Origin of the sequence: Pseudocitrobacter faecalis, assembly GCF_965231525.1 — a bacterium.
Lineage (GTDB): Bacteria > Pseudomonadota > Gammaproteobacteria > Enterobacterales > Enterobacteriaceae > Pseudocitrobacter > Pseudocitrobacter faecalis.
This window is the reverse complement of the sequence record NZ_CBDDNJ010000002.1, coordinates 1,178,475-1,201,192: the sequence shown is the minus strand read 5'-3', so window position 1 is coordinate 1,201,192 and position 22,718 is coordinate 1,178,475. Positions and strand designations below refer to the sequence as shown.

The 22,718-nt window shown below is 54.6% G+C and carries 19 protein-coding genes; 8 read left to right on the top strand and 11 right to left on the bottom strand.

What is annotated here, in order from left to right:
• Positions 1–2 precede the first annotated feature (2 nt).
• From ACOXYR_RS06240 to ACOXYR_RS06230, 3 genes are read right to left on the bottom strand one after another with little or no spacing between them, the layout of a single operon-like run.
• Positions 3–473, bottom strand: a complete 471-nt coding sequence (locus ACOXYR_RS06240) for a YehS family protein (protein WP_113857262.1) — start codon at positions 471–473, stop codon at positions 3–5.
• Between the two features lie 45 nt (positions 474–518).
• Positions 519–1,238, bottom strand: coding sequence for a two-component system response regulator BtsR (btsR, locus tag ACOXYR_RS06235; protein WP_421355529.1), 720 nt, complete (start codon positions 1,236–1,238; stop codon positions 519–521).
• Entirely contained in the window at positions 1,235–2,920 is a 1,686-nt protein-coding gene (locus ACOXYR_RS06230) for a sensor histidine kinase (protein ID WP_108473697.1), read from the bottom strand. The genes btsR and ACOXYR_RS06230 overlap by 4 nt, the downstream gene beginning before the upstream one ends.
• A gap of 210 nt (positions 2,921–3,130) precedes the next feature.
• On the opposite strand from ACOXYR_RS06230, the gene ACOXYR_RS06225 reads away from it, so the two are divergent.
• Positions 3,131–3,862, top strand: coding sequence for a MerR family transcriptional regulator (locus ACOXYR_RS06225; RefSeq protein ID WP_108473696.1), 732 nt, complete (start codon positions 3,131–3,133; stop codon positions 3,860–3,862).
• 59 nt (positions 3,863–3,921) lie between these two features.
• Entirely contained in the window at positions 3,922–4,035 is a 114-nt protein-coding gene (locus ACOXYR_RS06220) for a protein YohO (RefSeq protein WP_015963773.1), read from the top strand.
• Here the strand turns inward: ACOXYR_RS06220 and ACOXYR_RS06215 are convergent.
• From ACOXYR_RS06215 to ACOXYR_RS06205, 3 genes are read right to left on the bottom strand one after another with little or no spacing between them, the layout of a single operon-like run.
• Positions 4,010–4,747, bottom strand: a complete 738-nt coding sequence (locus tag ACOXYR_RS06215; RefSeq protein ID WP_421355528.1) for an ABC transporter permease — start codon at positions 4,745–4,747, stop codon at positions 4,010–4,012. The two genes, ACOXYR_RS06220 and ACOXYR_RS06215, sit on opposite strands and share 26 nt — an antisense overlap.
• Positions 4,731–5,678, bottom strand: coding sequence for an ABC transporter ATP-binding protein (locus ACOXYR_RS06210; RefSeq protein WP_421355527.1), 948 nt, complete (start codon positions 5,676–5,678; stop codon positions 4,731–4,733). Before ACOXYR_RS06210 ends, ACOXYR_RS06215 begins: the two co-directional genes overlap by 17 nt.
• On the bottom strand, positions 5,671–6,828 hold the full coding sequence (locus ACOXYR_RS06205) for an ABC transporter permease (RefSeq protein WP_421355547.1): 1,158 nt from the start codon (positions 6,826–6,828) through the stop codon (positions 5,671–5,673). The genes ACOXYR_RS06210 and ACOXYR_RS06205 overlap by 8 nt, the downstream gene beginning before the upstream one ends.
• 534 nt (positions 6,829–7,362) lie before the next feature.
• Between ACOXYR_RS06205 and ACOXYR_RS06200 the strand changes: the two genes are divergently transcribed.
• The 6 genes from ACOXYR_RS06200 (at position 7,363) to ACOXYR_RS06175 (ending at position 14,478) form a co-directional block, all read left to right on the top strand.
• The gene (locus ACOXYR_RS06200) at positions 7,363–8,193 is read left to right on the top strand and encodes a winged helix-turn-helix domain-containing protein (RefSeq protein WP_415728815.1); all 831 of its coding nucleotides are present in this window, start codon (positions 7,363–7,365) and stop codon (positions 8,191–8,193) included.
• A gap of 384 nt (positions 8,194–8,577) precedes the next feature.
• The gene (locus ACOXYR_RS06195; RefSeq protein WP_108473692.1) at positions 8,578–9,114 is read left to right on the top strand and encodes a fimbrial protein; all 537 of its coding nucleotides are present in this window, start codon (positions 8,578–8,580) and stop codon (positions 9,112–9,114) included.
• A gap of 54 nt (positions 9,115–9,168) precedes the next feature.
• Positions 9,169–9,924, top strand: coding sequence for a fimbria/pilus periplasmic chaperone (locus tag ACOXYR_RS06190; protein WP_375875601.1), 756 nt, complete (start codon positions 9,169–9,171; stop codon positions 9,922–9,924).
• A complete protein-coding gene (locus ACOXYR_RS06185; RefSeq protein WP_421355526.1) occupies positions 9,908–12,463 on the top strand; it encodes a fimbrial outer membrane usher protein in 2,556 nt (851 codons plus the stop codon). Before ACOXYR_RS06190 ends, ACOXYR_RS06185 begins: the two co-directional genes overlap by 17 nt.
• 4 nt (positions 12,464–12,467) lie before the next feature.
• The gene (gene stbD, locus ACOXYR_RS06180) at positions 12,468–13,793 is read left to right on the top strand and encodes a fimbrial usher protein StbD (RefSeq protein ID WP_421355525.1); all 1,326 of its coding nucleotides are present in this window, start codon (positions 12,468–12,470) and stop codon (positions 13,791–13,793) included.
• Positions 13,759–14,478 (top strand): fimbrial assembly chaperone, encoded by a 720-nt coding sequence (locus ACOXYR_RS06175; protein WP_407731328.1) that lies wholly within the window; start codon positions 13,759–13,761, stop codon positions 14,476–14,478. The genes stbD and ACOXYR_RS06175 overlap by 35 nt, the downstream gene beginning before the upstream one ends.
• Positions 14,479–14,512: 34 nt before the next feature.
• Here the strand turns inward: ACOXYR_RS06175 and osmF are convergent, their stop codons facing one another.
• The 5 genes from osmF to bglX all read right to left on the bottom strand — a co-directional run bounded on the left by osmF (position 14,513) and on the right by bglX (position 22,706).
• Complete coding sequence (osmF, locus tag ACOXYR_RS06170; protein ID WP_421355524.1) at positions 14,513–15,430, bottom strand: glycine betaine ABC transporter substrate-binding protein OsmF; 918 nt, start codon at positions 15,428–15,430, stop codon at positions 14,513–14,515.
• Positions 15,431–15,477: 47 nt separating this feature from the next.
• A complete protein-coding gene (locus ACOXYR_RS06165; RefSeq protein ID WP_108473686.1) occupies positions 15,478–16,713 on the bottom strand; it encodes an MFS transporter in 1,236 nt (411 codons plus the stop codon).
• A gap of 54 nt (positions 16,714–16,767) precedes the next feature.
• Complete coding sequence (locus tag ACOXYR_RS06160) at positions 16,768–18,327, bottom strand: MFS transporter (RefSeq protein ID WP_421355523.1); 1,560 nt, start codon at positions 18,325–18,327, stop codon at positions 16,768–16,770.
• Between the two features lie 65 nt (positions 18,328–18,392).
• Positions 18,393–19,730, bottom strand: a complete 1,338-nt coding sequence (locus ACOXYR_RS06155; RefSeq protein ID WP_421355522.1) for a glycoside hydrolase family 28 protein — start codon at positions 19,728–19,730, stop codon at positions 18,393–18,395.
• A gap of 678 nt (positions 19,731–20,408) precedes the next feature.
• Positions 20,409–22,706, bottom strand: a complete 2,298-nt coding sequence (gene bglX / locus ACOXYR_RS06150; RefSeq protein WP_421355521.1) for a beta-glucosidase BglX — start codon at positions 22,704–22,706, stop codon at positions 20,409–20,411.
• Positions 22,707–22,718: the final 12 nt, after the last annotated feature.

Sequence of the window (22,718 nt, the reverse complement as noted above, 5' to 3'; positions counted from 1 at the left end):
CATTAGCTTTTCGCCGCGTGCTCACGTACCGCCAGGCCGCGCAGGAAATAACGCAGGAACTGGTCACCGCATTCGCGGAAGTTTTTGTGGTCTGGCGCGCGCATCATCGCGGTGATTTCCGGCATCGAGACGCGGAATTTCTGCTCGGTCAGAATGGCAAGGATATCATCCGTTTTCAGGGAAAAAGCGATACGCAGCTTCTTGAGTATGATGTTGTTGTTTACGCGACGTTCAACCGCCAGCGCGGGCGCAGATTCATCGCGGCCGCGTTTTTCGTAAATCAGCCCATTCAGGAAGCAGGACAGCATAATATCCGGACAGCGTACAAATCCTTCTTCATCTTCTTTGCGCAACCACGGTGCCAGCTGCTCTGCGGTGACCACGGTGTCGCCCAGCGCAAAAATACGCAGCAGATCTTGATTGTTCATTTTCAGGATGTAGCGCACGCTACGTAAAATATCGTTACTGACCATAGTGCCTTCGGTAATGAAAAATGCGGTCGGCTAGTTTAACACGATTTACAGGCCCAACGCCTCTTTCAGGCTTTTTAAGTAGCGTCGGCTGACCGGTACGGTCTGCCCGTTGCGCAGCAACAGTTCGGCCTGGCCGTTGTCCTCCAGGCGAATCTCCTGCAAATGCGCCATGTTGACAAGATATTGTCGATGGCAGCGCAACAGCGGCGTGCGCTGCTCCAGCGTTCTTAACGTCAGCTCGGTGAACCCCTCTTTCCCTTCGTGATTGGTGACATAAACCCCGCTCATTCGGCTACTGACAAACGCCACATCATCCATTTGCAACAGCCAGATGCGGCTATGCCCGGAACAGGGGATAAATTTGAGCGCTTCCTGATTCTCGGTGAGGGCGGAGATATCCTGCGCATTCCGTTCCTGACGCAAACGCGTGAGGGTTTTCTCCAGCCGTTTTTCTTCAATTGGCTTGAGAAGATAATCGAAGGCATGCTCTTCAAAAGCTTTAACCGCGTACTCGTCGAACGCGGTCAGGAAAACAATATAGGGACGGTGTTCCGGGTCGAGCATACCGACCATCTCCAGCCCGCTGATACGTGGCATCTGGATATCAAGGAACAGCACGTCCGGATGGAGCTTATGCACCGCGCCAATCGCTTCCACCGCGTTACCGCACTCGCCGACAATCTCGACATCCGGCTGCGTCTGTAACAGTACCCGCAGATTCTCCCGCGCCAACGGTTCATCATCGACAATCAGCACTTTAATCATGCGTTCTCCTCCAGAGGCAACCTTAGGGTAATACGGGTGAAAATATCGGGTTCGCAGGCGACGTTGATCCCGCAGTCATCACCAAAACGTGTGCGCAGGCGCTTATCCACGAGGCTCATACCCAGCCCGCTGGCCTGCGCATTCGGTTGATACAGCCCGGCGTTGTCTTCAATCGCCAGCAGCAAATGTTGACCGTCACGGCTGGCGTTGATACGAATTTCACCCACGCTCAACAACTGCGATGTGCCGTGCTTAATGGCATTCTCAACAATCGGTTGCAGCGTGAAGGCCGGAAGCCGTATATGTGCCAGCTCGTCGGGCACATGCAACTGAACCTGTAAATTTTCCTGGAAACGCGCTTTCTCAATTTGTAGATACGCATTCACATGCTCAACTTCATCAGCGAGCGTCACGATTTCCGATGGGCGTTTCAGATTCTTGCGGAAAAAGGTTGAGAGATACTGCACCAGTTGGCTGGCCTGTTCGCTGTCGCGGCGAATCACCGCTTTCAGGGTGTTAAGCGCGTTAAACAGGAAGTGCGGGTTCACCTGCGCGTGCAGCAGTTTAATTTCCGACTGGGTGAGCAGTGCTTTTTGCCGCTCATACTGGCCCGCCAGAATCTGCGCCGACAGCAGTTGCGCGATCCCCTCTCCCAGGGTGCGGTTGATCGAGCTGAACAGGCGATTTTTGGCTTCATAGAGTTTAATGGTGCCAATAATGCGCTGGTTCTCACCGCGTAGCGGAATAACCAGCGTTGAGCCGAGCTTACACTGCGGATGAATCGAGCAGCGATACGGCACTTCATTGCCGTCGGCATACACCACCTCGCCGGTTTCAATCGCTTTTTGGGTATAACTGGAAGAGATAGGCTTACCGGGAAGATGGTGATCCTCCCCAATGCCGGTAAAGGCCAGTAGCCGTTCACGATCGGTAATCGCCACCGCGCCAATATCCAGTTCCTGGATGAGCACCTGCGCCACCTTCATACTGTTCTCTTCATTAAAACCTTGCCGCAAAATCCCTTCCGTCGACGCCGCCACTTTCAGCGCGGTGGCGGAAAAAGCCGATGTATATTTTTCAAACATCGCGCGCTTGTCGAGCAGAATGCGCATAAACAGCGCGGCCCCGACGGTATTGGTCACCATCATCGGCGCGGCAATGCTTTGCACAAGGTGAAAGGCATCCTGGAACGGACGCGCAATCAGCAGAATAATCAGCATCTGCACCAGCTCGGCGAAGAAGGTGATCGCCCCGGCGGTCCACGGGCTGAAAACTTTATCCGGACGGCCTCGTTTCACCAGCATGCTGTGCACCAGCCCACCCAGCAGGCCTTCAACGATGGTGGAGATCATACAGCTCAGTGCTGTCATGCCGCCCATTGAGTAGCGATGTAAACCACCGGTTAACCCCACCAAACCACCGACCAGCGGCCCGCCAAGCAGACCGCCCATGACCGCGCCAATGGCGCGCGTGTTGGCGATGGAGTCTTCGATATGCAGGCCAAAATAGGTGCCGAGAATGCAGAAAATCGAGAAGGTCACGTAGCACAGGAGTTTATGCGGCAGGCGCACGGTCACTTGCATCAACGGGATGAATAAGCGCGTTTTACTCATTAACCACGCAATAACCAAAAACACGCACATCTGCTGAAGCAGCAGCAACACCAGATCAAATTCGTACATACCCGAAAACCACAAGACCCATGAAGCTGCGTAACATACACCGAGTGAACATAACTTTCTTTGAAGCTATGCAAATAATGGTGAAATAGCGGCCAGAATCACATTTTTAATACGTCTGGCGATGAAGTTATGCCTAAAAAACCATCACTTCAGGGCAAGGAATAAAACCCGACCTACAGTTAAAAGGATATATTCATCCAGGGAGTTATCATGGCGTGGTATACGATTGGCGAGGTGGCGCAACTGTGTGACATCACCCCGGTGACGCTCCGCGCGTGGCAGCGTCGTTATGATCTGCTAAAGCCCCAGCGTACCGACGGCGGGCACCGATTATTCACCGAGTCCGATATTGAACGCATCCGCGAAATTAAACGCTGGGTGGATACGGGCGTTCAGGTCAGTAAAGTCAAAAAGCTGTTGATAGAAGGCAGTAAGGAGCAGCAACAGGACTGGCGGGAGCGCCAGGAGGAAGTGCTGCGCTATCTGCAAAGTGGTCGCATCGACCGTTTACGCCAGTGGCTGAAAGAGAGCACGCGACACTACCCCGCCCGCACGCTGGTGAATCAACTCATTACCCCTCTGCGCCAACGTCTGGCCGGTTCGCAATCGACGTTCTGCGCCATGTTGGGCATTCTGGATGGCGTGCTGATCAACACTATTGCACTTATCCTCGCCGCATCACGGAAAAAACCAGGCCACGATGCGCTGGTGGTCGGCTGGAACGTTAACGATATCACGCCATTATGGCTGGAGGGGTGGGTCGCCTGCGAACAGGGCTGGCGGGTGGATGTGCTGGCACATTCACTGCCGCAACTGCAGCCAGACCTCTTTCCAAAACAGACATTGCTGGTGTGGTGTGGGGCCGTTTCCGCGCCGCAGCAGGCTTTACAGATTCAGCGCTGGCAGGAACAGGGTTACGCGATTCGTTTGTGTACAAATTAATGGTTCATTAACAAGCATGCTTCGCAGTATAATCCTTTAATTAACATAAGGAGCACACTATGAAGCCAGCTAAACTTGCCGTCGTGGCGCTATTTCTGTTTATGGCCGTGAGCGGAATTGGCGGCGTGATGCTCGCCGGATACTCATTCATTGTTCGCGGCGGTATCGGCTAAGCCTGCGGCTCAGGCGTTCAAACCCGCGGTCGACGATGACCGCCGCCAGTGCCACCAGTACCGCTCCCTGCAATACATAGGCGGTGTTAAAACCGCTTAACCCGATGATAATCGGCGTACCCAGCGTGTTCGCGCCCACGGTCGAGGCGATTGTCGCCGTGCCGATATTAATAATGACCGACGTGCGAATGCCTGCCAGCATCACCGGCGCGGCCAGCGGGAGTTCAACTTTCAGCAGGCGCTGAACGCTGCTCATTCCCATCCCTTGCGCGACGCTACTCACCCCGGCGGGTACGGATACCAGCCCGGCAAGCGTTCCCTGAAGAATCGGTAAAACGCCGTAGAGAATTAATGCAATCATCGCCGGCTGCTGGCCAAAACCCATCACCGGTACGGCAATCGCCAGTACGGCAACGGGCGGGAATGTTTGCCCCATTGCGGCAAGGGTCTCGACCAGAGGGCGAAACTCTTTGCCTGCGTCACGCGTCACCGCAATGCCTGCGCCAGTGCCCAAAACAATCGCCACCAGGCTTGAGACGCCCACCAGCCAGAAATGCGCCAACGTCAACGTGACAAAGCTTTCCTGCTGATAAAGGGGGCGTGACTGTTCCGGGAATAGCGCATGAAAAAAGGGCTCGCTGTGCGGCAAGCCGAGTAAGAGCGCAACGAAAAACAGCACAAGCCAGAGTAGCGGATCACGCAGAAATCTCACTGTCGCCCTCCTCGCGCAACAGATCGGCGAAGTGCAGCGCACCGCTAATCTCACCGTTTTCATTCGCCACAGGAAGTACCAGACGCCGCTGTGCCACAAACTGTGATAATGCTTCCCGCAGCGACATGGACACATGCAGCGGTTCACCCGCAACGCGTTCACCACGACGCTGATACTCCCCTACCTGTCGCAGCGAAAGCAGGCGCACGCCCAGCTCGCTTTGGCCGAAAAAGGTGCGCACAAACGCATTGGCAGGCTGCGTGAGCATCTCCAGCGGCGTACCTTGTTGAACCACTTCCCCGTTATCCATCAAAATCAAATGGTCAGCCAGGCGCAACGCTTCGTCGATATCGTGCGTCACCAGGACAATCGTGCGCCCCAGTAACTGGTGAATGCGGCGCATCTCCTGCTGAAGAGCGCCACGTGTCACCGGATCCAGCGCGCCGAAAGGTTCATCCATCAGCAATACTTCCGGATCGGCCGCCAGCGCGCGTGCCACGCCGACGCGTTGTTGCTGCCCACCTGAAAGCTGATGCGGATAACGATTGAGTAGCTCGGGTTCAAGCCCCAGTAATGCCATCAGTTCATCACTGCGCGCCTGAGTACGCGCTTTCGGCCACTTCAACAGCTGCGGCACAGTGGCGATGTTCTGCGCCACCGTCCAGTGGGGGAAGAGACCAATAGACTGAATGGCGTACCCCATGCGCCGCCGCAGCGCCAACAGCGGCTGCTGGCGAATATCTTCCCCGGCGAAACGGATGGTGCCGCTATCGTGGTTTTCCAGGCGATTGATCATCTTCAGGGTGGTCGATTTTCCGGAGCCGGAGGTGCCAATCAGCACCGTGAAAGCGCCCTCTTTAAAATGCAGAGTGAGATCTTTTACCGCTGCCCGGTCGCCAAAATATTTACTGACCTGCTGAAACTCAATCACCCTGCTCTCCTTTCACTAACGCGATGCATAAACTAAACAGCGCATCGGTGATAACCGCTAACGCCACCACCGGAATGACACCCAGCAACACGAGATCCAGCGCGCTACTGAGAAGCCCCTGGAAGACCAGCGCGCCGAAGCCGCCCGCGCCAATCAATGCCGCCACAACGGCCATCCCTATCGTTTGTACCGCCACCACCCGCAGGCTACGCAGTAAAACCGGTAACGCCAGCGGAAGCTGAACCTGCCAGAAGCGCTGCCCGCGCCCCATGCCCATTGCCCGCGCGCTTTCCAGCACATCCTCTGGCACCTGCTGCATACCTGCCACTACGCCGCGTACCAGCGGCAATAGCGCATAGAGCACCAGCGCAATTATGGCAGGTGTCAGGCCGGTTCCCGCCACGCCAAGACGCGCAAGCCAGGGAAACTGTTGTGCGAGTCCCGCCAGCGGCGCAATAAGCAGGCCAAACAAGGCTACCGAGGGAATGGTTTGAATCACATTAAGGACGGCAAAGACGTTGGTCTGACGAGCCGGGTGTCGCCAGCACCACAGGCCTAATGGAATGCCAAGCAGAAGCCCGGGCAACAGCGTGCCAAAAAGCAGCACCAGATGCTGCGCAAGCGCGTCATTAAATACATCCTGGCGATTGGCGTACTCTTTTAACAAAGAGAGTTGATCAAGTTTCCCCATCCACAGTAACAGCAGCGGCAGTAGCCAAATCTGGATTTGCAGAATCCAGCGCCAGAATGTGCTGAGCCGTAGCCGACGTAAAGTGTCGCTACAGATAAGTAACGCCAGCAACATCCATAACCAGAGCCCGCTACCGGGTGAGGTTCGCGCGAGGGCGCTTCCCGTTGACGCCAGAGTGCTTGCCACCTCTCCGGCGGCCCACACCAGCAGGGTGAAGAGTGCCTGCCCCAGCACGAAACTTGAAACCATGGCAGCACGCCCCGGTATAAAACTCAGGGCCATCAGCAGCACCGGAAACACTAACAGCCACAGAGGGCGAAACTCACCGGTCTGCCACAACGTAAGTGATTCCCCTGAAACAAGCCGGTTAGGCGCGTAGTTCACGAAAGGTAACAGCACAGCCGCTGTTATCAGCAGGACAAGCAGAAACTGCACGCGATGGTGGCAACCCGGTCTCATCATCGAAACAGCCACATCCTTTGGTGGGGGGTCACCAACACCTTTTCTTTCAGGAACCGCTCCCTGTGATGTTTATGTTCTCCCTTTACCGTCAAACCAGCCTCCCGCGCTTCTGTTCATGATGAGTTTTCAGTTTATACGCATTCTCAGATTTAACCTGGTCGATTTTAATATTCCATAGGCGAACTAGCAGTTAAAATATGTCTTTTCCACTCCAATTCGCGGTTTATTAATTTACAAAACCTCAAAATCAAACTCTTACTGATGATAGAAATATCTTATTTCATCCGTAATGCAGATTAACCTTTTCTTTTTTACCGCATAAAAATGTTAACTTTTTCATATAAACAGTAAATAGCGCCATTAAATGTTGTATATGTGATATTTTTGTCTATCTAATGAACTTACCAGAACTTAAGATATCAACCAGACACTTTACAATCTAAAATATACAGCCAGACTTTCCACTGTTTTACCACCAAAAGGAGATGATTCTTCTTTGTATTAAGAAAAAACCATTAACGAGTTCTGACTATGAGATTTTTATTTAACAAACAGGTCATCTTTGACGCAGATTCTGGAACCTTATTTCTGGCTGATACTCCCGACGATGCGGTACAAATATCCAACCCAACTAAGCGATTATTATTACTACTCACATGCCATCAAGGGGAAGTAATTAACCGCGAGATAATATTTAAAAAAGTCTGGGATGACTTTGGTATGGTTTCCAGTAATAACAACCTCAACCATTGCATCAGCAAACTGCGCCGAATACTCCGTAACCTCGGGCTGGAAGAAGAGGTCATCACGACCGTACCCAAGATGGGGTTTATGCTCCATCAGCAGATCGGGGTCGAACTGCTTCCTGAACCCGAGACGCATCCTCCCATTGAAATTTTCAATGATATTTCAATGCGTAAACAGAGTGACTCTCCCACTACACCGGCTATCGAGGCGAAAGCGCCCCCCTCTTCAGGGAAAATCCAGATCCTTTCCATCATAATGCTTTTTTGCGCAATTCTTGCGCTTTGCGTGACGCTCGCCTTCTGGTACCAGAATCGCCCGGAAGACCGTCGGGAAATTTATATCGGCGAAGCGGGAAACTGTAATGTACTGGTCTCCGTCCCTCTACCGAACAACACCGATACCGAAAGTTTGAAAAAGGGCATTCTGAGTTACGCGCAATCATTAAACCCGCAATGTCGCAGCGACCAGTATGTATTGGTTATAAAAAGCAATACTTTCAGAGTATACAGTAACGATCTTTCTCGCCTGTATATGATGCTTTGCGGCTCACTTCGTGAAAATAAAGCGGAGGTTTGCTGGAGTCTGAACGAACCCGCCCCCACCCCCAACCGCTAATTTTTCTATGGGCAGCGCCTGACTGCCCTTTTTTGCTCTATATCAATTTTGCATTTTTGATTCGACAAGAGAAATGCGATCTCGATCCTCTCTGGTGATTATCACTTCAGATTTTACCTAAGTCACCTTTACTAACCGATAACATTACCGCCGGTTATTTCAGCGTATAAAACTACACCTACGTATAATTCCGCATCATTAACAGAATATTAATCTTAATATTCACCTGTTAATAGTTAATGATTACACAGCCTAGGAAATATCTTAACCTTTTCGTACATGTTACTGCTGGTTTGCAACACCTCGTTTACCCGCGTTTAAAGCTGCCCGCAGAAGCCATGGAACAAGCAATCAGGTCTACTCAGGATTAACAGGAAACGCATCATGTTGAAAAAATGTTACTTAGCTATGCTGTCAGGCTCTCTTCTGGTGTCCGCCAATGCAATGGCTCTTTCAGATAACACCATCACTTTCCAGGGCGAAGTCACGGACGAAACCTGTTCTGTGGCGATTAACGGTAACCAGGCCACTCCCGTTGTTCTGCTGCCAACGGTAAGCAGCACCGATCTCGGCGCCAGTGGTGATACCGCGGGCCCGGTAACCTTTGATATCGGCCTTACCGGCTGCACCGGCGACACCACAAACGCCACCAAGATCTCTACCGTCTTCGTCGGCAACCAGGTGACCACTAACGGTAACCTGGGCAATACCGGCACCGCGTCCAACGTTGAAGTACAAATTCTGGATACCAAAGGTACCGAAATTAACCTGACGAACGGATTCACCGGTACCGGCGACCTGACGTTAGCCGCGGGCGAAAAAGAAGTGTCCGCAACCTATACCGCGCAGTACTACGCGAATGGCAAAGCGACCGCGGGTACTGTTGAAGCCACCATGCAGTACGCCGTCTCTTACCAGTAATTCTCTTCAGGGCACAGCCCGTGCTGTGCCTTTTTTTGACGGAAGGAATCCATGATTTCAATGCGCGTCTTTCATCGCAGTTTTCTGTGGCTGGTCGCCTTTAGTCTGAGCGGTCTTGCCACGGCCCACGCCAGCGTCACCATGCTGGGCAGCCGTATTATTTACAACGCGAAGTCTTCCTCCGTGGATGTTCAGCTCAAAAATAATGACGCCTACCCCTACGTTGTGCAGACGTGGTTTGACGAAGGTAATGTCGACGCCAATCCGCAAAATAGCCATGCGGTACCGTTTTTATCAACGCCGCCGGTTTTCCGCATTCAGGCTAAAGCAGGGCAAATCGTGCGCATCGTCTACAGCGGCGCGAAACCGTTGCCGAAAGACAGAGAATCCGTCTACTGGTTCAACTTCTTACAGGTTCCTCCGACTAACGTGGCGGGCGATCAAAAGCAAAACAAGATGCTGATTATGCTGCGTACCCGGGTGAAGCTGTTTTTCCGCCCGGAAGGTCTCTCCGCGCCGGGAGATATTACCAAAAGCCTGCATGTTTCTGCCGTACGCGATAGCCGTAAAGGCGTAGGCATTCAGGTAAAAAATACGTCGGCATGGTTTGCTTCACTTTCCAATATGACCGTCGACGCAGGCGGCAGCAAAATCCCGGTTAACGTGGATATGGTCTCGCCCTTTTCCAGTGAAACATTTTGGCTAAACGGTACACGCGCACCTCAGCAGAGCCGGGGAAAAGTCACTCTGACGGCGATTAATGACCAGGGCGCAAGGATAAGCGAGCACTACGATGTTACGTACCCCTGATTTCCCTTTAAAACGGCTCACATCGCTGATTGCCTTGATCGTTGCGGGTGCCGCGCAAGCTGAGGATTACTATTTTGATCCCGCGCTGTTTCAGGGATCTGCATATGGGCAAAATATCGGGCAGTTTAATCAGCAACATATTTCTCCAGGGAATTACCTGGCGGATGTGTATGTGAATAACACGCTGGTGAAAACAGGTGTCAAAGTCACATTTGCAGACAAGGGCCCCGACAGTGCGCCGGAGCCCTGTCTGACCGCTTCATTGATGAAAAGCGCACAGCTCAAAGCTGTGTCGGAAGACGATGAGCCCACAACCTGCAAACCGTTTACCGTCTGGGTGCCGGACGGTAGCTGGCAGTTCGAGTCATCGACTTTACGGCTACAGCTCGCCATTCCCATGACCGAACTGGTGCACAATCCGCGCGGTTATATCTCACCCGAAGAGTGGGATAGCGGCGCATCCGCGATATTTTTACGCCACAACACCAGCTATACGGTTAATGAAAATACCGACAGCCACTACCGCTATCAATATTTATGGAGCGGTATTAACGCTGGCACCAACCTTGGCCTGTGGCAAGTGCGCCACCAGGGCAATATGCGCTATGTCGATAATAATCAGACCGGCAGCGCCTATCGCTATAACAGCGTACGTACCTGGGTTCAACGTCCGATCGAGCAGCTTGAGAGCATCATGACGCTTGGTGATAGCTACACCGACAGCAGCCTGTTCGGCAGCCTATCATTTAATGGGGTTAAGCTCGCCACCGACGCAAGAATGTGGCCGCAGGGAAAACGCGGTTATGCGCCAGAAGTGCGCGGTATTGCCGGCAGCAGCGCGCGGGTAATCATCAGTCAGTTGGGTAAAACTATCTATGAAACAAATGTTCCTCCGGGGGCGTTTGTCATTAACGATCTCTATAACACCCGTAATCAGGGCGATCTCCAGGTTGAAGTGGTGGAAGCCAACGGCAAAACGTCGACCTTCACGGTGCCCTACTCTGCCGTGCCCGACTCGGTTCGCCCCGGGAACTGGCACTACTCGCTGTCGATGGGACGCGTGCGTCAGTATTACAGCGTGAATAACAATTTCTTTGAAGGCACGCTGCAGCACGGCATCAATAATAACTTTACGCTCAACGCCGGGGCACGTATCGCCAAAGAGTATCAGGCCTGGCTGGCCGGTGGCGTGTGGGCAACCGAGCTCGGCGCATTTGGCATGAATGCCACCTGGTCAAACGCGCAGGTTGAAAATGGCGATCGTCAGCAAGGCTGGCGCAGCGAGTTAAGCTACAGCAAAACGTTTTCATCCGGCACGAATCTGGTGCTGGCGGCGTACCGCTATTCCACCAGCGGGTTCCGCGATCTCCAGGATGTCCTTGGCGTTCGCCGGGAAAACAAAAGTGGTGAAGATTACTACTCTGATACGTTGCATCAGCGCAACCGACTGTCGGCGACGGTAAGCCAGCCCTTATGGGGTTTTGGCACACTCAACATGAGTGCCAGCACAGCGGATTACTACAATAATCAGTCGCGCATTACGCAGTTACAGCTGGGCTACAGCAATCAGTGGCAGCGTATCAGCTACGGCTTCAACGTTGCACGTCAGCGTACGTCGTGGGACTACGGACGTTTTTATAGCAGCGTGAACGATCCCGATGACGCCAGCAGCCGACAAAAATACACCGAGACCACCGTCTCGATGAATATTTCCATCCCACTCGACTGGGGGCAAAGCCGTTCCTCTGTTGCCATGAACTACAACCAGACGCGCCAAAGCCGTTCCGCCACAGTCTCAATGACCGGCTCTGCAGGGGAAGGCGGCGATTTCTCCTGGTCCATGTATGGCGGATATGAGCGTTATCGCGATGGCAGCACCGACAGTTCCGCGACTTTCGGCGCGGGCGTTCAGGAAAATACCCGCATCGGCGCACTGCGGGCCAATTACGACCAGGGAAGCAACTACCGTCAGACCGGGCTGGGCGCGTCGGGCACGATCGTGCTGCATCCTGGTGGCGTGACGCTCGGGCCCTACACCAGCGATACCTTTGCGCTTATCCATGCCGATGGCGCGCAGGGTGCCCGCGTACAAAACGGCCAGGGCGCGGTCGTCGATAGCTTCGGCTACGCCATTCTGCCTTCACTGGCACCGTATCGTGTCAATAACGTTAGCCTTGATACACAGCAAATGACGGCAGATGCCGAGCTCACCGGCGGCAGCCAGCGCGTGGTGCCCTATTCCGGCGCTATCGCGCGGGTGAACTTCAACACGCTAAAAGGAAAAGCGGTGTTGATAAACCTTAATGCGGGCAACGGCGTTCTGCCACCGATGGGGGCCGATGTGCTGGATAGTGAAGGGACGCTGATAGGCATGGTCGGTCAGGGCGGGCAAATTTACGCGCGAATTCCGGCGGCGTCCGGCTCGCTGCTGGTGCGCTGGGGCGCGAACGCTCATCAACGCTGCCGCGTACCGTATCAGCTTCCCGCCGATGACGAGAAACAGATAATCACCTTAAATCAACGCTGCGAGAAGGAATAACATCATGCGCGCCTGGCTTCAACTCCTGAGCATCCTCGTTGGCATTCTCTTTTGCACCTCGCTATGGGCCACTTGCACCCGCGTGACCAGTACAAGCTCGCTCTCTGACGCCGCCAAAAGCGCAGGCTATACGGCAGCAAGCTGGACAGGCGCCTGCGATACCTGCAGCGGCAACGTAGGTCTTCCAGCGGTCATTAGCCTGAACAGCGGCAGCAACTTTCAGCCGTCAGGCACACTGCTGGGCAGCGGCGTGGGGAGCTTTTTGACCGCCGCCACCAATAGCCCCTATACCGCGAATCAGATACTGTTTCGCTGCGCCGTCGCGGATGCCGACAGTCTGTATGAGTTTTACGCCACCAACGGCGACGCGACGTATGCCGGGAAATATACCACCTCAGAAGTGGACGGGGCTTACTACGACTATGTGAAAAACGTCGCGGTACGCATGACGAATCTCACCACTGGCGAGTACTACAGCCGCTACTGGAAGTCGCGTAAATTTACCGCCAGCGACTGGTACAGCGATGGAACCTATATTTATATTCCAGCCAGCGCATTCAGTAACGTGCTGTATGAGATGTTCAAAATCACCTCAACGACTTACGGCTATCAAAGTGCAAATCGTTATGTGGATACCTATACCCAACCACGCGGTTATATCGCCTTTAAAGGCCCAGGTATCTCCCCATCGCTGGCCGATGGCGCGGACAGTCTCTCCAACTATTCAGGCTGGTATACCGGCTGGCCGGGTGCATGGGGCAGCTACGGCAGCGTCACCTATATTCGCGGGGCGATTTGCCAGGTCAGCGATTATCCCGCGCGCGTACTGCTACCGACGATGAGTGTCGCTCAGTTGCAGGCCGGAAACGCCAGCCAGGCGCCGTTCACCGTCAGTCTGCAGTGTGAATCCGGCGCGATTTCAAGCACCAGCGCCTCAACCTCCAGCGCCGCAAACGTCGCCATGGGCTTTCTGGTCAATCAGCCCGCCGCCGTGGCTGCGGCGCGCACGCTGAATCTGGTGACCAGCGGCGGTGGCCTGACATGGTTGCTGGATACCCAGTACGGCAGCAGCGGCGTCGCCTCAGGTGTGGGGATTAAGATTTATAACAGCAATGGCACCGCGCTTAATCTGCTGCCAGACCAATCCAGTATGGGCACCGGGAACACGCGAGGCTGGTACGCCTACAAAGATCTCACCACACTGGTTTCATCAGACACCGTGACAACGTATACCGGCGATTTCACCGCCTCTCTTGAAGCCATCAGCGGCCAAACGGTTACCGCAGGAACAGTCAATGCGCAATTACAAGTGGTGGTCAGTTTTCAGTAAGGTGGCGTTACTGCTGGCATTTTCGGCTCAGGTGAGCGCCGCAGTAAACGTTGATCGCACGCGGATCGTTTTCAGCGCCCGCGACGTTGCTCGCACGTTAAACCTGTCTAACGATGGGGCAATGCCAATGGTCATTCAGGTATGGGCAGACGATGGCGATCCGGCCAGCACGCCGGATGTGAACCCTACGCCGGTGGTCGTCATTCCACCGGTCTTTAAAATGCTCCCGGGCGAGCTTCGGTCATTAAAACTGATGCTCGCCTCTCGCCAGGGACTGGCTGAGGACAGGGAAACACTCTTCTGGCTCAATATTTATCAAATTGCCCCGGATAACGCGGCAAGTGGCCGTGAAGGGCAAAAGGTGATTTTGCCACTGCGATTACGCATGAAGATTTTCATTCGCCCGGCAGGCTTGCCGCCGCCTGAGGAAAAAGATGAACGCGGGTTGCGCTTTCGCGTTAGCGAAGAGACGTTGCGGGTGGAAAATCCCTCACCCTGGTATATGAGTTTATCGCTGCACCTTCCCGGCCAGCAGAAACCGACCAGTATGATGATTGCGCCTCACGCTCAGGAGCAGATAACGCGCCCTGCGTCCCTCAACGCGGGAAGCCGTCTGGTTTATGATGTGATTACCGATGACGGCAACTACCGACGTTATCAGGCAAACCTGACCACTGGCGGGTAAACGTTCAGGGCGTCATTAATGACGCCCTGGAATATTATTTCACCAGTCCCTTCTCTTTCAGGTAGTCCGTCGCCACTTTCTTAGCATCGACGCCCTCCACCGCAATGCGGGCGTTAAGCTGCTGAAGGGTTTTCTCATCCAGGCTTTCGAATACCGGTTTCAACCAGTTTTCCAGCTGCGGATATTCCTTCAGCACCGCTTCGCGCACCACGGGCGCTGGAGCGTAAATCGGCTGCACGCCTTTCGGATCGCTCAGGGTGATTAATCCCAGCGCGGCCACCGGGCCATCGGTGCCGTAGGCCATCGCCGCATTCACGCCTGACGTTTGCTGGGCGGCGGCTTTAATCGTTACCGCGGTATCACCGCCCGCCAGCGACAACAACTGTGGCTGGTTCAGTTTGAACGCGTAGGCTTTCTCAAAGGCAGGAAGCGCATCCGGGCGTTCGATAAACTCAGCGGAGGCCGCAAGCTTAAAGCTCCCGCCCGTTTTCAGATAGCGGCTAAGGTCGTCCAGAGAAGAGAGTTTATTTTTCTCCGCGAGATCCTGACGCACGGCAATGGTCCAGCTATTGTTGGCGGGTGCAGGCGTCAGCCAGATAAGATGATTTTTCTCACCATCGAGCTTTTTGACTTTCTCGTAACCCTGCTGTGCATTTTTCCACGCCGCGTCGTTTTCATCTTTAAAGAAAAACGCGCCGTTGCCGGTGTATTCCGGGTAAATATCCAGCTCGCCTGAAGTGATAGCGCCGCGCACCACCGGCGTCGTGCCAAGCTGCACTTTATTGACTGTTTTTACGTCGTGGCTTTCCAGTACCTGCAAAATAATATTACCGAGCAGCGCCCCTTCGGTATCAATTTTTGAGCCGACTTTTACCGGAGAGGCGGCCTGAAGCGGCAGGCTCACGGCTGCCAGAAGTGCCAGTGAACCTGCCCAACGTTTTGTACCTGACATACTGATTCCTCATTATTTTCATGTTCCTGAGGAAAAAGCGTAGTCGATCAATCTTCGTGTGGCACTTTTAACGGTATCGCCAGCACACTGGCGGCGAAATAGAGTATCGCGATCACCCACAGCGTACCTTCCACGCCGAGCGGATCGACGCAGAGCGTGACGATAAGCGGCCCGGCGAAGTTGCTTAAGCCAGATCCTAAATTAAGGCAGGAAATCGCTGCACCTTTGTTTTCCGGCAGCAGCGCAGGGATCAGCGCGCTCAGCGGGCCGAATGCGCCAAGCCCGATGGCGTAAATAGCCAGCGCGGCAAACAACGCCACACCGCTATTGCCGAACAGTACCGGGGCGTAACACACCGCCAGCGACGCTGCGCCGCACAGCGTGCCGGAGAAAAAGACTACCGTTTTGCGCCAACCAATGGTGTCGCCCAGCCAACCGAAGAAGTATCCGGCAAAGATGTTCAGCACATTGACCAGCCCCCAGATAGTCAGCCACGCCTGAATACTGAAACCGAAGCGCGGCAGGTAAACCGGCATCAAAATCACCAGCGAGAATTTACCGATATCGTTGATGGTTTTTACCAGTACCGCCAGGCGCATTTTCGGCTCGCGCGCCAGCACCATCAGCCCTTCGCCCAGCGCTGGTAAGATTTTACTATCTGACTCGCGCTCGGGCTGTGCACGGTTAAGCACCAGCGCACATCCGCTGCCCGCCAGCACAAAAACGAAGCCAACCAGCAAGGTGGTGGTTTCCCCGCTACGCGGGATCATAAAGCCCGAAAACCACGGCGCGACAATGGTCATGCCCACGCCAAAGGCAATCCAGAACCAGGAAACCGCACGCCCCAGAATGCGCGTTTCGCAGCACTGGTTAATCCACACCAGAAACGAGTAGGCAAAAAGCGGATAAGCCACCCCACGCAGCGCATAGCTGGCAACCATCAGCGGATAGTTTCCGTGCGGCAGCGCCCAGAAAATAAACGGTACTGAGCCAATAAAATAGACCAGCGTCGCCGCCCACATAAGGCGACGAATCCCCAGCACGCCAGCACCAATCCCGGAGAACCAGGAGACCAGCGCCACGCACAGGCCGAAGACCGATGACATCATACTGATATCACGCGCGTCAAAGCCGCGCTGTTGTAAAAGCGACGCCAGCCAGCTCTGTTCGACAGTCGCGCCGGTAATAAACAAAAAGACGCCAATAAACCCCCACAACAATTGGCGAGGAAGGCCAATTCGCGCCCAAATGCCTTGTTGAATGTACACGCTATGTTCAGTCATAAATGCCAGTCAAAAAAGTAAGCCCGGCGCGTGCGGCACCGGGCGGGTCAATGATTACGCGTTCTTCAGTTGCACCGCGTTTTCTTTCGCTTTCATCAGGCTGCGGTTAACGCAGCCGACGGTGTTATCTCCCCAGCACTGCTCGTAAGGCAGGCCGGTCAACGATTCGATAACCTCTTTGGTTTCGGCGGTGACCGTTGCTTTGCTGCCGCCCTGTTTCAGGCGCGCCACTTCTTCGTTGAGAATCGCATGGGTGCGACCATTTACTTTGAACTGGACAGCAGACCAAATGCCCCATGCAGTGAGGAGCACAGGCAGAATTATCATGATGGCAAGAATCATGTTGATAGCCGACTGCGGCTGGCTCGCCTGACCGGTGACAAAGCCGGACATCTGCAACGCAACTCCCACCAGGAAGATTGAGAGCGCCTGAGAGGCTTTACGCAGCAGGCTCATAAAGCCAGCAAAGATCCCTTCACGGCGGTTACAGGTGAGAATTTCATCCACATCCGCCACGAAGGTGTAGTTATTCCATGGAATGGAGTAGATACCGCCGCGCGCCAGACCCGCAATCCCCGCCGCCAGATAGAGCAACACCATGCTGGTTGAGCCGCTCAGGTAGGTGAAGGAGAACAAAGCAAAAGCAATCAGCGCCATGCTGGCCTGAGTAGCAAACGCGCGGGACGGCGAGTAGCGCAGGGTCAGCCAGGTGGCGACGCCGACGCCGAAGAATTGCAGGCCGTTAATCGCACTCAGCAAGTTAGAGGCCACAATCGACGAGGTGGAGAGCGCAAACACCACAAAGTAGGTGAAGACGGAGTTGAAGATGTCCTGCCCTACCGAGCCTCCCAGATACATCCCCAGATGAGAACGAAACGTTTTGATTTTTAAGGTAGAAACGAAGTCGTAGTAGATATTGAAAATACGCGTGGAAAGCGGCAGTTTCTCGGTAGTTTCAATGGTGCGCTCGCTCAGTTCAATTTCCTCGATTGAACGTTCCCAGGTGCCGAAATAGACGAAGAACAGCACCACCATAAAGGAGACGGTGAAAATCGCCCCGGCGTAGAAAAAGGAATCCGCCGAATCGGAACCAAAAGAGTCAATCAGACGCCCCGGCAAAAACGCGGCGGTAAAGCCCGCAAACTGCGCGATGTACATGCGGGCGCTGGTGAGCTTCGAGCGTTTGGTGAAATCAGAGGTCATTTCCGCCGACAGGGTGTCGTAAGGAATCAAAATCATCGAATAGACGATTTCGAACAGGATGTAGACCAGCAGATACATCCAGTAGTTGAAGCCTTCCACCCACAGCAGGCTGTAAACCGAGACCAGCGGAATACTGAGCAGCAGGAAGAAGCGGCGACGGCCAAAGCGTCTGCCCAGCCAGGTTTTATGGAAGTTATCGGAAATGTAGCCCATCAGCGGGCACATAATCACATCGACAATACGCGCCACGGCAAACAGCGACCCGGCTTCAATCGGCGTCAGGCCGCAGAAGGTGGTTAAGAAAAACAGCAACCAGGCGCTGACCAGCGTGAAGGCCCCGGAGCCGATTACATCCGCGAGACCGTAACAGACATAGTTATGGAGTTTTATCTCCCTGACTTTTTTTATCATTTTCCATCCCCTTAAACTGACATCCGGCGATTGCAGCCCCAGAGCCGCGCCGCCGCTCTGAATGCTTATTTCCCGTTCACCCTCACCACATCCTGCGGATGCCAGCCTGCGGGTAGCGGCGTTGGGCGCACAGCGTTGAACTCGCGTAGCACCAGCCCGGTAACGCCGTCGGCATACAGCGCCGGAAGCCCGCCAGGATACGGCTCAACGCCCCATGCGCGCCCGGTTTCCGGGTTCACCAGATAGGCGTTATCCAGCCCCATTCCGGTCGGTTTCGCCGGGTTGCACGGCGGACGAACGTCATAGCAGCCCTGCTCCTGCGCAGCGCCCTGTACCTGCTGAAGCTGAACGCCGTTAAAGGTGATGTCGTGAATATCACCTGCGGTTTCGCTGTGCAGGTTGATTGCCCCTTCGCTGATACCGGAAAGATTGCTGAAAGTGATGTGCTGAATCTGCCCGGCGGCCACCTGCGGAGCGCGACGACGCGCGGAGAGATACACCGGATCGGCTTTCCCCCAGTGGCACGGATGACCGTGACGGCAATCAAACAGAATGTTGCTGAAGCTCATCTGGCTCAACTCGCCGCCATCCCGTGATACCAGGCCGATGCCGCGATTGGACTCAAAAATGGTGCAATTGCTGACGATGATGTGGCTGATATCCGCCGCCGTTTCGGTGCCCACTTTGATGGCGCAGCTTTTTGAGCGAATGATGCAGTTGTTCACCACTACATGGCGGGTAGGCTGTTGCAACGCGGGAGCTTTGCGGGTGGTTTTCAGGCAAATGCCGTCATCAGCGGCGCTGAAGTAGCTGTCGCTGATATGGACAAACTGGCAGCTATCGAGATCCAGCGCGTCGGTATTAGAGAGCGCCAGGTCGTTATCAATGGTTAAACGGTGAATGAAAATATGTTTGCAGCTCACCAGATGCGCGGTCCACATCGGTGAATCCGCCAGGGTGATATCGCACAGGCGCACCCGCTCGCACCCTTCCAGCACCATCAGACGCGGGCGCTGTGCGGCAGGCTGACGATAGCCCTGAGCATCTGCCTGCGGCGCGAACCAGGCCGCGGCATTGCCTTCAACGCGCCCTTCTCCGCTGAAGGTTATCTGTTGCTGATTACGGGCGTACAACAGCGCCATATGCGACAACTCGGCCATAGACTGCGTCAGGTCTGCCGGGTAATCCTCCACGTTCGGGCTGGCGCGCAAACAGGCGCCTGCGTCGAGATGCAGTGTGAAATGGGACGGAAGTACCAGCGTGCCGGTCAGCCAGACGCCAGGCGAGAGAGTTAACGTACCGCCGCCTGCCGCCGCAATAGTATCAATCATTTGCTGCAACTGTGCCGTAACCGGACGCGTGCCGGTGTTATCAAGCCCGGCCTGTTCGAGGGAGAGTTTCATTGCGCTACCTGTGTCATTTTCGATAGCCGCATTTAACGAAGTTTTCGCCCTTGGCTCGCGCGCTGTTTCCAGGCTTTTTTACGTAATAGTGAAAATCATCACGTCCACCAGACGGGGGATAAATAGCTTTTGATAGTGCGCACAAAATCGCCATTACAGAGGAAAGGGAAATGCGTTGAAGGTCACATTGTCCTGTGCGATGAAGAATAAAAGAGGGAGCAAAATGGGGGTGACGGCGAAATGTTATTGAGGAAGGTGACGATGTTCACGGAAGTGGGAAATTGACGAGGGATGGGGATTGATTTTTGGTTGGTACGGTGGGTTTGCCCCTCACCCCGGCCCTCTCCCGCAGGGAGAGGGGGAAAACCAGCACAGAACAATCAGATTGGCACGATCGGTTCCCTCTCCCTGCGGGAGAGGGGGAAAACCAGCACAGAACAATCAGATTGGCACGATCGGTTCCCTCTCCCTGCGGGAGAGGGGAAAACCCAGCACAGAACAATCAGATTGGCACGATCGGTCCCCTCTCCCTTCGGGATAGGGGGAAAACCAGCACAGAATAATCAGATTGGCACGATCGGATCCCTCACCCTGCGGGAGAGGGGGAAAACCAGCACAGAACAATCAGATTGGCACGATCGGTTCCCTCTCCCTACGGGAGAGGGTTAGGGTGAGGGCCTACTTCAGCTCAAACGCTCCCTGCTTCACGCGCGCCGAATCGACACCAATAAAGACGTTGAACTTGCCTGGTTCCGCATCGTATTTCATGCTCTGATTCCAGAACTTCAGCGCTTCAACATCAATCGGGAAGCTGACGGTCTGCGTTTCACCGGGTTTCAGCGTCACTTTCTCAAAGCCTTTCAGCTGTTTCACCGGGCGACTCATCGACGCCGTGACGTCCTGCAAGTACATCTGGATCACCGTCGCGCCTTCGCGCTTGCCGCTGTTAGTCACCTCCACACTTGCGGTGACTTTACCGTCACGCGTCATTGACGGGGCCGACATTTTCACGTCAGAAACCGTGAACGTCGTGTAGCTCAGGCCATAGCCGAACGGATACAGTGGGCCGTTAGCTTCATCGAAATAGCGCGAGGTGTATTTGTTTGGCTTATCCGCATTATACGGACGACCGGTGTTAAGGTGGCTGTAGTAAACCGGGATCTGCCCGACAGAGCGCGGGAAGGACATCGGCAATTTACCCGACGGGTTGTAATCACCAAACAGCACGTCGGCAATAGCGTTCCCGCCTTCGGTGCCGGCGAACCAGGTTTCCAGGATGGCATCTGCCTGCTGATCCTCTTTCACCAGCGCCAGTGGACGCCCGTTCATCAGCACCAGCACCAGCGGTTTGCCGGTGGCTTTCAGCGCGGCAATCAGGTCGCGCTGGCTTTGTGGGATTTCAATATTGGTACGGCTGGAGGCTTCATGCGCCATGCCCTGTGCCTCACCGACTACCGCAACCACCACATCAGATTGCTTCGCGGCGGCAACCGCTTCATCAATCATCGCCTGCGGGGAACGCGGGTCAACTTTCACCGCCTCTTCATACAAATTCAGGAAGTCGACAATACCTTTATCGTTGGTGACATTCGCGCCTTTGGCGTAAACCACGTTGCCCTTATCACCCAGCGCGTTTTTAATCCCGGTGAGCACGGTCACCGACTGGTCTGCCACACCCGCCGCCGACCAGCTTCCCATCACATCACGCTCACTGTCGGCCAGTGGGCCAACCACGGCAATGGTGCCGGTTTTTTTCAGTGGCAGCGTCTCGAGACGGTTTTTCAGCAATACCAGACTTTCCCGTGCGACTTCACGTGCGTCTTTACGATGCAGACGGCTTTCGGCGTTGGTGTCCTGCGGGTCAGACTCTTTCGGCCCAAGATGGCTGTACGGGTCGTTAAACAATCCCATATCATATTTGACGTTCAGCACATGACGCGTGGCATCATCCAGCTCCGCCATCGTCACCTTGCCAGATTTCACCAGCCCTGGCAGGTATTTGCTGTAATATTCGTCGCTCATACTCATGTTGATGCCGGACTTCAGCGCCACGCGTACCGCATCTTCCGGGTCGGAAGCTGTGCCGTGTTTAATCAGCTCTTTAATCGCGCCGTGGTCGGAAACGGTAATACCCTTAAAGCCCCATTTATCACGCAGGATCTCTTTCAGCAGCCAGGCATCTGACGTTGCAGGTGTGCCGTTCAGCGAGTTCAGCGCCACCATTACCGCGCCGCTGCCCGCATCCAGCCCCGCCTTGTATGGCGGCATATAATCGTTAAACAGGCGCTGCGAGCTCATATCAACGGTGTTGTACTCTTTCCCGCCCTCAACCGCGCCGTAAGCGGCGAAGTGTTTAACGCTGGTCATCACCGAATAGCGATCCGCCGGGCTTTTGCCCTGCATCGCTTCCACCATGGTTTTGCCCATGATGGAGGTCAAATAGGTATCTTCACCAAAACCTTCCGAGGCACGCCCCCAGCGCGGGTCGCGCGAGACATCAACCATCGGCGCCCAGGTCATGTTCAGGCCGTCGTCCGCCGCTTCATACGCAGACACACGGCCAACGGTGCGCACCGCATCAAGGTTAAAACTTGACGCCAGGCCGAGGCTTATCGGGAATACGGTACGCTGGCCATGCAGCACGTCGTAGGCGAAGAAGAGAGGAATTTTCAGGCGGCTCAGTTCCATCACCTGATCCTGCATTTTGCGGATATCCTGGCGGGTCACGGTGTTAAAGATAGCGCCAACCTGGCCCTCTTTAATCATGTCGCGGATCGCCTCTTTCGGGTTATCCGGCCCCACGCTTATCAGGCGAAGCTGGCCGATTTTTTCATCAACCGTCATTTTTTTGAGCAAGCCGGTAACGAACGCATCCCGCGCCTCGGGCGTCAACGGGTGATTGCCGAACAGATCTTCCGCCAGCGCGGGTTGCAGCGCCAGGCTCACGGCGACGCCTACAGAACATAACCATTTCATGTTGTCAGTCTC